At 64.1% G+C, this 12,394-nt stretch carries 12 protein-coding genes; 9 read left to right on the top strand and 3 right to left on the bottom strand.

Annotated features, from left to right (window positions below):
- Window positions 1–21: 21 nt before the first annotated feature.
- Together ACP8KU_RS01630 and ACP8KU_RS01635 are read left to right on the top strand one after the other, a co-directional pair.
- Window positions 22–2,898 (top strand): ATP-dependent Clp protease ATP-binding subunit, encoded by a 2,877-nt coding sequence (locus ACP8KU_RS01630; RefSeq protein ID WP_484483880.1) that lies wholly within the window; start codon window positions 22–24, stop codon window positions 2,896–2,898.
- 278 nt (window positions 2,899–3,176) lie between these two features.
- Window positions 3,177–3,347: a DUF4236 domain-containing protein gene (locus ACP8KU_RS01635; RefSeq protein ID WP_081443674.1), complete on the top strand. Its 171-nt coding sequence runs from the start codon at window positions 3,177–3,179 to the stop codon at window positions 3,345–3,347.
- Window positions 3,348–3,387: 40 nt separating this feature from the next.
- Here the strand turns inward: ACP8KU_RS01635 and ACP8KU_RS01640 are convergent, their stop codons facing one another.
- Window positions 3,388–4,242 carry an HhH-GPD family protein gene (locus ACP8KU_RS01640; RefSeq protein WP_484483881.1) on the bottom strand — a complete coding sequence of 285 codons (855 nt, stop codon included), beginning with the start codon at window positions 4,240–4,242 and terminating at the stop codon, window positions 3,388–3,390.
- 35 nt (window positions 4,243–4,277) lie between these two features.
- On the opposite strand from ACP8KU_RS01640, the gene ACP8KU_RS01645 reads away from it, so the two are divergent.
- Together ACP8KU_RS01645 and ACP8KU_RS01650 are read left to right on the top strand one after the other, a co-directional pair.
- Window positions 4,278–4,937: a carbonic anhydrase gene (locus ACP8KU_RS01645; protein ID WP_005284772.1), complete on the top strand. Its 660-nt coding sequence runs from the start codon at window positions 4,278–4,280 to the stop codon at window positions 4,935–4,937.
- 10 nt (window positions 4,938–4,947) lie between these two features.
- Window positions 4,948–5,658 (top strand): hypothetical protein, encoded by a 711-nt coding sequence (locus tag ACP8KU_RS01650; RefSeq protein ID WP_484483882.1) that lies wholly within the window; start codon window positions 4,948–4,950, stop codon window positions 5,656–5,658.
- 237 nt (window positions 5,659–5,895) lie between these two features.
- Here the strand turns inward: ACP8KU_RS01650 and radA are convergent, their stop codons facing one another.
- On the bottom strand, window positions 5,896–7,260 hold the full coding sequence (gene radA / locus ACP8KU_RS01655; RefSeq protein WP_484483883.1) for a DNA repair protein RadA: 1,365 nt from the start codon (window positions 7,258–7,260) through the stop codon (window positions 5,896–5,898).
- An 86-nt stretch (window positions 7,261–7,346) separates the two neighbouring features.
- The gene (locus tag ACP8KU_RS01660; protein ID WP_484483884.1) at window positions 7,347–7,946 is read right to left on the bottom strand and encodes a hypothetical protein; all 600 of its coding nucleotides are present in this window, start codon (window positions 7,944–7,946) and stop codon (window positions 7,347–7,349) included.
- A gap of 192 nt (window positions 7,947–8,138) precedes the next feature.
- Here ACP8KU_RS01660 and ACP8KU_RS01665 point away from each other — a divergent pair, with 192 nt between their 5' ends.
- From ACP8KU_RS01665 to rlmB, 5 genes are read left to right on the top strand one after another with little or no spacing between them, the layout of a single operon-like run.
- The gene (locus ACP8KU_RS01665; protein WP_005279544.1) at window positions 8,139–8,723 is read left to right on the top strand and encodes a CarD family transcriptional regulator; all 585 of its coding nucleotides are present in this window, start codon (window positions 8,139–8,141) and stop codon (window positions 8,721–8,723) included.
- Window positions 8,695–9,420 carry a 2-C-methyl-D-erythritol 4-phosphate cytidylyltransferase gene (gene ispD, locus ACP8KU_RS01670; protein ID WP_484483885.1) on the top strand — a complete coding sequence of 242 codons (726 nt, stop codon included), beginning with the start codon at window positions 8,695–8,697 and terminating at the stop codon, window positions 9,418–9,420. The genes ACP8KU_RS01665 and ispD overlap by 29 nt, the downstream gene beginning before the upstream one ends.
- A complete protein-coding gene (ispF, locus tag ACP8KU_RS01675; protein ID WP_023017957.1) occupies window positions 9,413–9,901 on the top strand; it encodes a 2-C-methyl-D-erythritol 2,4-cyclodiphosphate synthase in 489 nt (162 codons plus the stop codon). Before ispD ends, ispF begins: the two co-directional genes overlap by 8 nt.
- A gap of 31 nt (window positions 9,902–9,932) precedes the next feature.
- Window positions 9,933–11,366, top strand: a complete 1,434-nt coding sequence (gene cysS / locus ACP8KU_RS01680; RefSeq protein WP_484483886.1) for a cysteine--tRNA ligase — start codon at window positions 9,933–9,935, stop codon at window positions 11,364–11,366.
- A gap of 60 nt (window positions 11,367–11,426) precedes the next feature.
- The gene (rlmB, locus tag ACP8KU_RS01685; RefSeq protein ID WP_284610562.1) at window positions 11,427–12,377 is read left to right on the top strand and encodes a 23S rRNA (guanosine(2251)-2'-O)-methyltransferase RlmB; all 951 of its coding nucleotides are present in this window, start codon (window positions 11,427–11,429) and stop codon (window positions 12,375–12,377) included.
- Window positions 12,378–12,394: the final 17 nt, after the last annotated feature.

Consider the following 12,394-nt stretch of genomic DNA (forward strand, 5'->3'; position numbering starts at 1 on the left):
AAGCGAAAGTTTAGGGGAGTCATGTTCGAGAGGTTTACAGACCGTGCTCGTCGCGTCATCGTTTTGGCGCAAGAAGAAGCACGCATGCTTAACCACAACTACATCGGAACCGAGCACATCCTGCTCGGCCTTATCCACGAGGGAGAAGGTGTAGCCGCCAAGGCTCTAGAGTCCATGGGCATTTCCTTGGAGGACGTGCGCCGTGAGGTAGAAGAGATCATCGGCCAGGGCAGCCAGCCGCACACCGGTCACATTCCTTTTACCCCGCGCGCCAAGAAGGTCCTCGAGCTGTCCTTGCGCGAGGGCCTGCAGATGGGGCACAAGTACATCGGCACGGAGTTCCTCCTGCTCGGACTTATCCGTGAGGGTGACGGCGTTGCCGCACAGGTGCTGACGAAGCTCGGCGCGGACCTGCCGCGCGTGCGTCAGCAGGTTATCCAGCTGCTCTCCGGCTACGAGGGTGGCCAGCAAGAAGGCGGTGGCGACTCGAACCAGGGCCCAGGCCCCATTGGTGCGGGCGCAGGCTCCGGTGCCGGCGCCGGCGGGCGCGGTGGTTCCGGCGGCTCGGGCGAGCGCTCCAACTCGCTCGTGCTGGACCAGTTCGGCCGCAACCTCACCCAGGCGGCAAAGGATGGCAAGCTAGACCCCGTTGTTGGCCGCGAGTCCGAGGTCGAGCGCATCATGCAGGTGCTCTCGCGCCGCACCAAGAACAACCCGGTGCTCATCGGTGAGCCCGGCGTTGGTAAGACCGCCGTGGTGGAGGGCCTGGCGCTGGACATCGTCAACGGCAAGGTCCCAGAAACGCTTAAGGACAAGCAGCTGTACTCGCTTGACCTGGGCTCTTTGGTTGCCGGTTCCCGCTACCGCGGTGACTTTGAGGAACGCCTGAAAAAGGTTCTCAAGGAGATTAACCAGCGCGGCGACATCATCTTGTTCATTGATGAGATCCACACCCTCGTCGGTGCAGGTGCTGCCGAGGGCGCCATCGATGCTGCTTCGCTGCTCAAGCCCAAGCTAGCCCGCGGCGAGCTGCAGACCATTGGTGCTACCACCCTGGATGAGTACCGCAAACACATCGAAAAGGATGCCGCGCTGGAGCGTCGTTTCCAGCCGGTGCAGGTCGATGAACCTTCGCTGGATGATACCTTCCTCATCCTGAAGGGCCTGCGCGATAAGTACGAGGCGCACCACCGCGTGTCCTACACCGATGAGGCGCTGCACGCCGCCGCGCAGCTGGCGGACCGCTACATCAATGACCGCTTCTTGCCGGATAAGGCCGTCGACCTCCTCGATGAGGCCGGTGCCCGCATGCGCATCAAGCGCATGACCGCCCCGAAGGGCCTGCGCGAGGTCGATGACCGTATCGCCGAGGTTCGCCGGGAAAAGGAAGCGGCTATCGATGCCCAGGACTTCGAAAAGGCCGCCAGCCTGCGCGATGACGAGCGCAAGCTGGGCGAGGAGCGCTCCGAGAAGGAAAAGCAGTGGCGCTCCGGCGACTTGGAGGAAATCGCCGAGGTGGGCGAGGACCAAATCGCTGAGGTTCTGGCGCACTGGACCGGCATCCCTGTGCTGAAGCTGACGGAGAAGGAATCCTCCCGCCTGCTCAACATGGAAGAAGAGCTGCACAAGCGCATCATTGGCCAGGACGAGGCGGTCAAGTCCGTCTCCCGCGCCATCCGCCGCACCCGCGCGGGCCTGAAGGATCCGCGCCGTCCTTCCGGCTCCTTCATCTTCGCCGGCCCGTCCGGTGTGGGTAAGACCGAGCTGTCGAAGTCGCTGGCTAACTTCCTCTTCGGTTCGGATGATGACCTCATCCAGATCGATATGGGTGAGTTCCACGACCGTTTCACCGCCTCCCGCCTCTTCGGTGCTCCTCCGGGATACGTTGGCTACGAAGAGGGTGGCCAGCTGACCGAGAAGGTTCGCCGCAAGCCGTTCTCCGTGGTGCTTTTTGATGAGATCGAAAAGGCCCACAAGGAGATCTACAACACCTTGCTGCAGGTGCTGGAGGACGGCCGGCTTACCGATGGCCAGGGTCGCGTCGTCGACTTCAAGAACACCGTCCTCATCTTCACCTCGAACCTGGGTACCCAGGACATCTCGAAGCCGGTGGGCTTGGGCTTTACCGGCGCCAGCGAGAATGATTCGGACGCCCAGTACGAGCGGATGAAGGCAAAGGTCAACGACGAGCTGAAGAAGCACTTCCGCCCCGAGTTCCTGAACCGTATCGATGACGTCGTGGTCTTCCACCAGCTCACCCGCGAGCAGATCGTGCAGATGGTTAACCTGCTCATTGACCGCGTGGGTACCCAGCTGGAAGAGCGCGATATGGGCATCGAGCTCACCGATAAGGCCCAAAACCTCCTGGCCCAGCGCGGCTTCGACCCGGTTCTTGGTGCCCGCCCGTTGCGCCGCACCATTCAGCGCGATATCGAGGACCAGCTCTCGGAGAAGATCCTCTTCGGCGAGATTGGCGCCGGCGAGATCATCTCGGTCGACGTCGAAGGCTGGGACGGCGAGTCCAAGGACGACTCCGGCGCTACGTTCACCTTCACCCCACGCCCGAAGCCGCTGCCGGATGACATCGATGAGCCCTCGCTTGCCGATGCCTCCGTGCGCGACAACAACCCCTCCGAAGACGCCGCCGACGGTTCCGATTCGGGTTCCGATTCCGACGGTGACAACGGCGACGGCAACGGCAACGGCGGCCCCGAGGGCGACGATCCGAAGGATGGTGGCCCGAAGGACGGCGGTTCCGGTTCCGGCAATGATGGCATTGACACCAACGGCGAGCCAGATGTCATTTCCCCGGACGTGCCTTCGGAAAAGCCGGGCCTCGGCAACTCCGACGATGATGGCAAGAACCCGCCACCAGCAGGTGCTGGCCAGCCGATGTAACTAATCGGCCAAGCCCCGACCCGGCTCGGGCTCGGCTCGTCCCGCCGCGCCCCAGCCCGGCCCGCGCGTGCCGGCTACGCGCCTACCGGCCGCGCGCGGCGCCACATAACCACCCACGGTTCCACCGCGAACCCTGGGTGGTTTTCGTATGCGCCCACCCATGGTCAATTTGCTCACCAGCCGGGGGGAATATCTCTGTCCGGCGGTATGGCGGTACAGCGGCCCGATGGTTCTGTGGCGCAGCGTCGTGCACGGGGGTATTGCTAGAATGACCCGTTATGGGACTTCAATATCGTTCGCGCAAAAAGACCGGCAAGAATAGCTGGATAAACATTTCCGGATCCGGTGCCTCCATGTCCACGAAGATTGGGCCGGTGACCTTTAATTCCCGCGGTGGCATGTGGGTCAACCTCCCCGGCGGGCTCAACTTCCGCGGCCGCTGGCGGTAGCGAGTCGCTGCGCTTTAACGCTGACAGGCCCGGCGGCCAGTTAGTTCGGCAGGTGGAAGAGGCCGGCGGAGTTTTGCTCGGCGAGGCCATCGTCAAGCAGCGAAGCCAACGCCCGGGAACGCTGCGCGGCATCGGGCCAGACCACGTCGATAGCGGACTGCGGCACTGGGTGATCGGCGGCGCGCAGCACGTCTAGAATCTTGCCTCGCACCTGTCGGTCGGTCCCGGCAAATTTCTGCACGCGCTTTTTCGCGCGGGTTTGTTCCGCGGCGGAAGGCTCGGGACACCCGGCGAGCTGCCAAGCGCAGGTCGCGCGCAAGGGGCAGCGCTTACAATCGGGATTTTTCGCAGTACACACCAGCGCGCCGAGCTCCATGAGCGCGGCGGAAAAACGCGGCCCATTGCGCTCGGGCAAAAGCGCGGCCACAGCGGCGAGCTCGCGCTTGGAAGGCGACGGGGCGAGAAAGTTGCCGTCCTCGGCGCGGGCATAGACGCGGCGCACGTTGGTATCGACCACCGGCACGTTCTGGCCAAAGTGAAAGCACGCCACGGCGCGGGCGGTGTAGTCGCCGATTCCAGGCAGCGCGAGCAGCTCATCCACGTCCGATGGAACCTCGTCCATTACCCCCGCGCACTCCCAGAGCCGCAGCGCGCGCCGCGGGTAGCCGAGCTTGCCCCACGCGCGCAACACCTCGGCGCGGGAGGCCTGGGCGAAGTCCGCGGGGGTGGGCCAGCGCCGCATCCACTCTTCCCAGACGGGGGCGACGCGCGCGACGGGGGTTTGCTGGCTCATGACCTCGGAAAGCAGCACTCCCCAGGCGGAGGTGCCGGGGCGCCGCCAGGGCAAATCGCGTTCATTGGCGTCAAACCAGGAAAGAAGTGCGTGCGTATCCATCTCGCAGGACAGTCTAGGGCATTAAAATATAGTTCATGCCATTAAGTAACGTTGCCCATAATCCGCAGGCGGTCTGGGAGGCCCTCCAGGCCGGAAACCAGCGTGTCATTGACGGCACCATCATGGATCTCAACAAGATTTATGAGCGCGAGGGGCTCACCAAGGGCCAGGATCCCCGCGTGGTGGTGCTTGCTTGCTCGGATTCCCGCGCGCCCATCGAGCACATCTTCAATATCGGCTTTGGCGATGCCTTCGTCATCCGCACCGCCGGCCACATCCTCGACGCCTCCGTGTTGGCTTCCTTGGATTATGCGCTCGACCACCTGCACCCCAACCTGTTGGTGGTCTTGGGCCACCAGTCCTGCGGCGCGGTGGCGGCCGCGGTGGATTTTGTGCGCGGCGGCGAGCTGCCCATCGGCCTGCAGCGGCCCATCATCGAGAAGGTCGCGACGTCGGCCTGGACTGCGGGGCCTGATGCCACGCTTGCCGATGTCGAGCGCCAACACACCCTCCAAACCGTCACCCAGGTCGTGGCCAGCATCCCTAATGTGCGCAAGCAGCTTGACGATGGCTCCTTCGGCATCGTCGGCGCCCGCTACCTCCTCGAGGACTCGCGCGTGGAGCCATTGTACTCTTACGGCGTTGAGTTGACACGCGGAGCGCGCTTAGCGGATCCTGGCGCGTCTACCACTTAAAATTGAGTGCGTGAACCAGAATAAGCCCCTTCCAGAAGAGATCTATAAGCGCCGCCGGGTTGCCGCGCTTATCATCGTGATCGTCCTGGCCGTGGTGCTAATCTGGGCGGCGGTGGCCGCCTTCGGCGGCGAAAGCGACGATTCCGTTGCCGCGTCCTCAGAGTCTTCGGCGGCAACTACCTCCGCAGAAACTACCAGCGAATCCTCCACCACGTCCGCGGATTCGACGAGCGAATTCGAGTCCGAGTCCGAATCTGTCACGGAGTCGGAAGCCAAGGATGGGGCATCGGAAAGCAAGGAGCCTGAGGAATCCGTGCAGGCCGCAAAGGATACTTGCTCGCTTGAGGACTTGGAGGTGCGCACCTCCATGCTCAACTACTCCGTGCCGGACGGTGAGTTGCCGAAGTTCTTTATGACCGTCACCAACCCCACCGCCGCGGATTGCAAGATCGACTTGGACGAGAACTCGCTGCGCTTCGAGGTCTACAAGATGGCCGATAACCAGCGCGTATGGTCCGATACCGATTGCTACGCCTCCGTGCAGACCGGCGAGCAGACCTTCCCCGCGGGCAAGGACCTGAAATTCGAGGCCGAATGGTCCCGCCAGGCCTCCGAACCGGGCAAGTGCACCGACCGCCCCACCGCCGAGCCAGGCGCCTACTTTGCCCACACGGTCATCGGCGATAATTCCTCCCCGCCGCAGGACTTCACCCTCCGCTAAGCGCGCAGCCTCCTTGCAGTCAGCCGCCCGGAACCAACCCGCTCGGAAGCAGCCCGCGCGTGAGCAGGTCGCGCGTTATCTACTCGGGCGGAACCTACTCGGGCGGGAGCAGACCACGCGGAACCAGTTCGGGCGGAAATAGCCCGCGCGGAAGCAGGCAGCGCGGAAGTTTGCGCTGCTGGAGCGCCCGCCCCTCGTCACCAGCCGGGCTAGAACCCGCCACCGGTTACGATTGAACTACGGCTGGACCGCGGCGAGGGCCTCGCCAAGCGTCGCGACTTGGCGCACCTGCATCCCGTCCACGGGGTTGATTTCCCCGCACGGAACAATCGCCCGCTTGTATCCCAGCCGCGCCGCCTCCTGCAGGCGCCGCTCAACATTGGGCACCGGCCGCAGCTCGCCGGCCAAGCCCACCTCGCCGATGACCACCGTCTTTGCCGGCAGTGGCTGCTCGTGTAGCGAGGACCACGTGGCCAGCGCCACCGCGAGGTCGGTGGCGGTTTCGGTAATCCGCATCCCGCCCACCGTGGCCACATACGCATCCTTATCGTTCGTGCGCTGGCCGGCGCGCGCCTGCAACACGGCCAGCACCATGGGCACGCGGTTGGCATCGAGCCCCGTGACCACGCGCCGCGGGTTCTTCGCTACGGGGTCAACGGTCAACGCCTGGACCTCGGCAAGGATGGGCCGCACGCCGTCCATGGCGACGGTCACCGCGGAGCCATCCGGCGTCGTACCCCGGTGGGAAAGGAAGAGCCCCGACGGGTCCGCGACCTCCCGGATACCCCCGGCGGTTTGCTCGAAACAGCCCACCTCATCGGTCGCGCCGAAGCGATTTTTCATCCCACGCAGCATGCGCAGGCTGGACTGGCGGTCGCCCTCGAAGTTTAAGACGACATCGACAAGATGCTCCAAAACCCGCGGTCCCGCCACGTTTCCGTCCTTGGTAACGTGTCCCACCAGCAGTACAGGGATGCCAGTCGATTTCGCCAGCGAGGTCAGCGCCGCGGTCACGGCGCGCGATTGCGCGACGCCGCCGGGAACACCTTCTACCCCCACTGCATGCATGGTCTGCACGGAGTCCACGATGATGAGCCCGGGCTTGATGGCATCGACGTGCCCAAAGACGGCATCCAGGTTGGACTCCGCCGCAAGGTACAGCGATTCTTGCAGCGCCCCGGTGCGCTCGGCGCGGGCGCGGACCTGGCCGGCGGATTCCTCGGCGGTGGCGTAGAGGACGGTGCGGTCGAGCTGGGCCCACCGGGAGGCGACCTCGAGAAGCAACGTGGATTTGCCTACGCCGGGTTCACCGGCCATAAGGACCACGGACCCTGGCACGATACCGGAGCCCAGCACGCGGTCGAGCTCGCCGATGCCCGTGCGTACCGTCTTCGTCGCCTGCGCGCCCACCTGCGTAATGGGCTGTGCCGGGCTCGTGGGTGCCACGCTTGCCTGCCCGCCGCTTGCCGATGCCCCCGCCACCACCGGCGCCTTTTCTTCCATCGTCCCCCACGAACCGCAATCGGGACAGCGCCCGAGCCACTTGGGGGAGACATAACCGCATTCAGAGCAGGTGTGGATGGGGCGAGATTTTTTGGCCATGGTGTAGAGCCTAGAGTGTGGCGGCCAAAACGACGAACGCGCCCGTACTCCGCGGGGAGAGCAGGGCGCGCGTGCGGTGGGGGCTTTTAGTGGTGCGAGTCACCGGTGTTCGCGTCGGTGGTGTAGCCCTCTGGGGATTCCACATCGCGGTCGTACTTACCGGACTCCATCTGGGAGGCAGCGACGGTGGCATCGATCTCGATGGTGCCGTTGGAGAACTCGAAGGTCACCGGGCGGTGGCCGGCGTAGCCAAAGTCATCGTTATCCAGGTGGGTGGCCACGTACTGCACGGTCTCGGAATCGTGCTCCGGGCTAGCATCCAGGTTCTCCTGGGAATCCGCCACGATGGAGTGATCGCGCTGCAGCGGCTGGGTCTGCTTCATCTCGACGGGCTGGCCGTCGACCTTCACGGACTTCAAGGTGATGACATCGGTATCATAGCCCTGGTTGACGGCGTTGAACTTCAAAGCGGCGCCACCGTCTGGCTCAGCCAAGATGGTGACATCGCGGACGGCAATCTTATCGTCATCGGTGCTGGCAGAAGCGCCATCAACCGCAGCTACCTTCTCTGCCGTTTGGGCGATGTGGCCTGCTGAGCAAGAAGCCAGCGCCAGAGCGGAGACGGCGGTAACGGAAATAATGGCACCGCGACGGGCGGCGGACTTCAGGGACTGCACGTTGAGCATCCTCCATCAATTGCGATCTCAGGGCTTATCAAATCTTTAGCCTAGTCCCTTTTGATATAAAGTACACAGTTTCTCGCTAACCTAGCGGGTAATCCGTGGGGGTAATCGGGGGCGTCCGGTGGCAGGCAGGCTGCGCGTGATAAAATGGCGGCCTTAGTTATCGGCTTATTCACGGGATTATAAGGAGTGGCAATGGAATATAAGGTCGGCGAGGTCGTCGTCTACCCGCACCACGGCGCGGCGGTCATCGAGGATATCGAAACCCGCGAAATGGGCGGCGAAGAGCTGGAATACCTCGTGCTGCACATTAACCAGTCCGATCTTGTCGTCCGCGTGCCCAAGAAGAATGCGGATAACGTGGGCGTGCGCGATGTCGTGGGCAAGGAGGGCCTGGAAAAGGTTTTCTCCGTGCTGCGCGATGAAGACGTAGAAGAAGCCGGCAACTGGTCCCGCCGCTACAAAGCCAACCAGGAGCGCTTGGCCTCCGGCGATATCAACAAGGTCGCAGAAGTGGTGCGCGATCTCTGGCGCCGCGACCAAGACCGCGGCCTGTCCGCCGGCGAGAAGCGCATGCTGGGCAAGGCCCGCACCATCTTGGTGGGCGAGCTGGCGCTGGCGCAGCCGGTTGACGATAAGAAGGCCGATACCATGATGGAAGAAATCGACGCCACCATCGAGCGCCACCGCGCCGCCGGCCTAGTCGATGACCAATCCATTACCACCGATATCGACAACGACATCGATCTCGATGACCTCTCCTTCGACGACGAAGACTAATCCCCGCGTTATCGCCTTAATCGCTGCGGCCGGGCAAGGCACCCGCCTCGGCGCGGATGTGCCTAAGGCCTATGTCGAACTTCGCGGCCGCACCCTGCTGGAACGATCCGTTCGCACCATGGCCAACTCTGGCCTCGTGGACGAGGTGATCGTGCTGGTGAGCCCGGCTATGGAGGAGGAAGCTGGGGGCATCGTCAAGCGCGTGGGCGCAAATATCCCGGTACGCCTCGTGCATGGAGGCGGGGAGCGCGCCGATTCCATTTGGGCGGGGCTGCAGGCCATTCCAGACGAGGACGCCGTGGTGCTCATCCACGACGCCGCCCGCGCGCTCACGCCCACCGCGATGGTCGAGCGCGTGGCACGGCGCGTTCTAGCTGGTGCTCCCGCCGTCATCCCGGTGCTTCCCGTGACCGATACGATCAAGGAAGTTACCGGTAACGCCGTGGTTGGCACCCCCGATCGCGCCCGCCTGCGCGCCGTGCAGACCCCGCAGGGGTTCCGCCTCGCCGCGCTGCGCCAGGCCAACCTGGATTATTGGCGTGACCAGCCGGATTTCACCGCCACGGACGATGCCAGCCTCATGGAATGGCACGGCCAGCGCGTGGAGACCGTGCCGGGCGATATCCTCGCTTTCAAAATCACCACCCCCACGGACCTGACCCTGGCCCACGCCCTTGCAGAGGAGCAGCATGACTGAGCCCATCATTCCCCGCGTTGGCATCGCGACCGATGCCCACCAGATAGAAGCCGGCAAGCCCTGCTGGATTGCGGGGCTGCTTTTCGATGATGCCCCCGGCTGCGAAGGCCATTCCGACGGCGATGTTGTATCCCACGCGCTTGTCGATGCCCTCCTCTCCGCCTCCCACCTCGGCGATCTCGGCTCCTTCGTGGGGGTGGGCCGGCCCGAATACGACGGTGTCTCCGGCGCCCAGCTCCTGCGCGAGTGCCGCGAGCTGCTGGAAGCGGAAGGCTTTATCATTGGGAATGCCGCCGCCCAGCTGATTGGCCAGACGCCGAAGATGGGCCCGCGCCGCGAGGAAGCCGAGGCCGTACTTTCGGAAATCCTCGGCGCCGACGTGTCCATTTCTGCCACCACGACCGACCATTTGGGCTTTACCGGCCGCAAAGAGGGCCGCGCGGCGGTGGCAACGGCCGTTGTCTGGCGGCGCCAACACTAACCCCGCGCACGGGTGATTTAGACTGGGTGGCGTGAGTACTTTGCGCATTTTTGACACCGCCACCCGCAGCCAACGCGACTTCGAGCCGATTCGCCCCGGCCACGCCTCCATCTACTTGTGTGGCGCCACCCCGCAGGCGCAGCCGCACATCGGCCACCTGCGCTCCGGTGTGGCTTTCGACATCCTGCGCCGCTGGCTTCTCGCGCAAGGCTATGACGTCGCGCTCGTACGCAATGTCACCGATATCGATGACAAGATCCTCACCAAGGCCGCCGAGAATAATCGCCCCTGGTGGGAGTGGGTGTTCACCTACGAGCGCGAGTTCACCAAGGCCTATAACCTGCTCGGCGTACTCCCGCCGTCCGTGGAGCCCCGCGCGACGGGCTTTGTCACCCAAATGGTCGAGTACATGCAGCGGCTTATTGATGCCGGCTTTGCCTACCCCGTGCCCGCGCCCGGCCAAGACTCCGACGCCGGCGGCGCGGCTGATGCGGCTGGTTCCGTGTACTTTGACGTCGCGGCTTGGACCAAGGCGCAAGGATCTGACTACGGCGCGCTGTCTGGCAACCGCGTCGAAGAGATGGAACAAGGCGAGTCAGACAACGCGGGCAAGCGCAGCCCGCTCGACTTCGCCCTGTGGAAGGCCGCCAAGCCAGGCGAGCCTAGCTGGCCCACCCCGTGGGGCCGCGGCCGCCCGGGCTGGCACCTCGAGTGCTCCGCCATGTCGACGTACTACCTGGGTTCCAATTTCGATATCCACTGCGGCGGCTTGGACCTGCAATTCCCGCACCACGAAAACGAGATCGCGCAATCGCACGCGGCTGGCGATAAGTTCGCCAATTACTGGATGCATAACCACTGGGTGACCATGGCCGGCGAGAAGATGTCGAAATCGCTCGGCAATGTGCTTTCCATCTCCAACATGCTGGAGCTCGTGCGCCCGGTAGAGCTGCGCTACTACCTGGGCTCTGCGCATTACCGCTCCGTGCTGGAATACTCCGAATCCGCCCTGACGGAGGCGGCGGCGGGCTACCGGCGTATTGAGGGCTTCGTCAAGCGCTTTGCAAGCGTCGAGCGCGGCGACTGGACGCCGGACTTCGAGGACGCCATGAACGACGATATCGCCGTGCCCAAGGCGCTGGCCGCCATCCACACCACCGTGCGCGCGGGCAATAAGGACCTGGCCGCCGGGGACGAGGACGCCGCCCGCGCGAAGGCCGCCCAGGTGCGCGGGATGGCGCACGTACTTGGATTTGACCCGCTGGAGTGGGAAGATGGAGGCGAAGCTAGCGGGGCAGACGCGGCGCTGGATGCGCTGGTCCAGGCAGAACTGGAACGGCGCACGCAGGCCCGCGCGGAAAAAGACTTCGCTACTGCCGATGCCGTGCGTGACCGCCTTACCGCCGCCGGCATCACCATTACCGATACCCCAGACGGCCCCACGTGGTCGTTGACCCAGCGCTAAGCAGTATTCTGCTGTTATTTCCGCTGGTTATTGAACGGTTTCCTCGAAAGGACTGAAACGATGGCACGAATCCATGGCCGCGGTGGCGCGGGCATCCGCAAGACGAATAAGAAGGGCGCTACCAAAGGCTCCGGCGGCCAACGCCGCAAGGGCCTAGAAGGCAAGGGCCCCACCCCGAAGGCCGAGGACCGCGTCTACCACGCCAAGCACAAGGCGAAGCTGGAGCGCGAGCGCCGCAATTCTGGCCGCCACCAGAAAGAAACCGCAGAGATGGTGGTGGGCCGCAACCCGGTCATCGAGTGTTTGCACGCCAAGGTGCCGGCCACCACGCTCTACATCGCTGCTGGAACGCGCAACGATAAGCGGCTTTCTGAGGCCGTGTCCATGTGCAATACCCGCAATATCCCCATCATCGAGGTCCAGCGCCACGAGATGGACCGCATGACGGGAAATGGCATGCACCAGGGCATCGGCTTGCAGATACCGCCGTATAAGTACGCCGCGGTGGAGGATTTGATTGCCAACGCCGCCGAGAACCCGCGCCCCGGCATGTTCGTCATCCTGGATAACATCACCGATCCGCGCAACCTGGGCGCCGTCATCCGTTCCGTGGCCGCTTTCGGCGGCGATGGAGTGATCATCCCGGAACGCCGTTCGGCTTCTGTGACCGCGGTGGCCTGGCGCACCTCGGCTGGCACCGCGGCCCGTTTGCCAGTCGCCCGCGCAACGAATATCACCCGCACCGTGAAGGAATTCCAGAAAAACGGCTACCAGGTCGTAGGCCTCGATGCCGGCGGCGATCACACGCTGGATACCTATGAAGGCGGCACGGACCCCGTGGTCATCGTCATCGGCTCCGAGGGCAAGGGCATTTCGCGCTTGGTCAGCGAGACCTGCGATGTCCTCATGTCCATTCCCATGACCGGGTGGGTTGAGTCCCTCAACGCCTCCGTCGCCGCGGGGTCGGTGCTTTCGGAGTTCGCGCGCCAACGCCGCGTCGCCGACAAATAACCCATTCCCGCCGCGCC

The sequence above is a fragment of the Corynebacterium sp. LaCa_282 genome (assembly GCF_057198125.1).

What these genes read in the sequence shown, in the direction of transcription:
- ACP8KU_RS01630 (WP_484483880.1), top strand. Translation starts at nt 22, where the DNA reads ATGTTCGAGAGGTTTACAGACCGTGCTCGTCGCGTCATCGTTTTGGCG.
- ACP8KU_RS01635 (WP_081443674.1), top strand. Translation starts at nt 3,177, where the DNA reads ATGGGACTTCAATATCGTTCGCGCAAAAAGACCGGCAAGAATAGCTGG.
- ACP8KU_RS01640 (WP_484483881.1), bottom strand. Translation starts at nt 4,242, where the DNA reads ATGGATACGCACGCACTTCTTTCCTGGTTTGACGCCAATGAACGCGAT.
- ACP8KU_RS01645 (WP_005284772.1), top strand. Translation starts at nt 4,278, where the DNA reads ATGCCATTAAGTAACGTTGCCCATAATCCGCAGGCGGTCTGGGAGGCC.
- radA (WP_484483883.1), bottom strand. Translation starts at nt 7,260, where the DNA reads ATGGCCAAAAAATCTCGCCCCATCCACACCTGCTCTGAATGCGGTTAT.
- ACP8KU_RS01660 (WP_484483884.1), bottom strand. Translation starts at nt 7,946, where the DNA reads ATGCTCAACGTGCAGTCCCTGAAGTCCGCCGCCCGTCGCGGTGCCATT.
- ACP8KU_RS01665 (WP_005279544.1), top strand. Translation starts at nt 8,139, where the DNA reads ATGGAATATAAGGTCGGCGAGGTCGTCGTCTACCCGCACCACGGCGCG.
- ispD (WP_484483885.1), top strand. Translation starts at nt 8,695, where the DNA reads ATGACCTCTCCTTCGACGACGAAGACTAATCCCCGCGTTATCGCCTTA.
- ispF (WP_023017957.1), top strand. Translation starts at nt 9,413, where the DNA reads ATGACTGAGCCCATCATTCCCCGCGTTGGCATCGCGACCGATGCCCAC.
- rlmB (WP_284610562.1), top strand. Translation starts at nt 11,427, where the DNA reads ATGGCACGAATCCATGGCCGCGGTGGCGCGGGCATCCGCAAGACGAAT.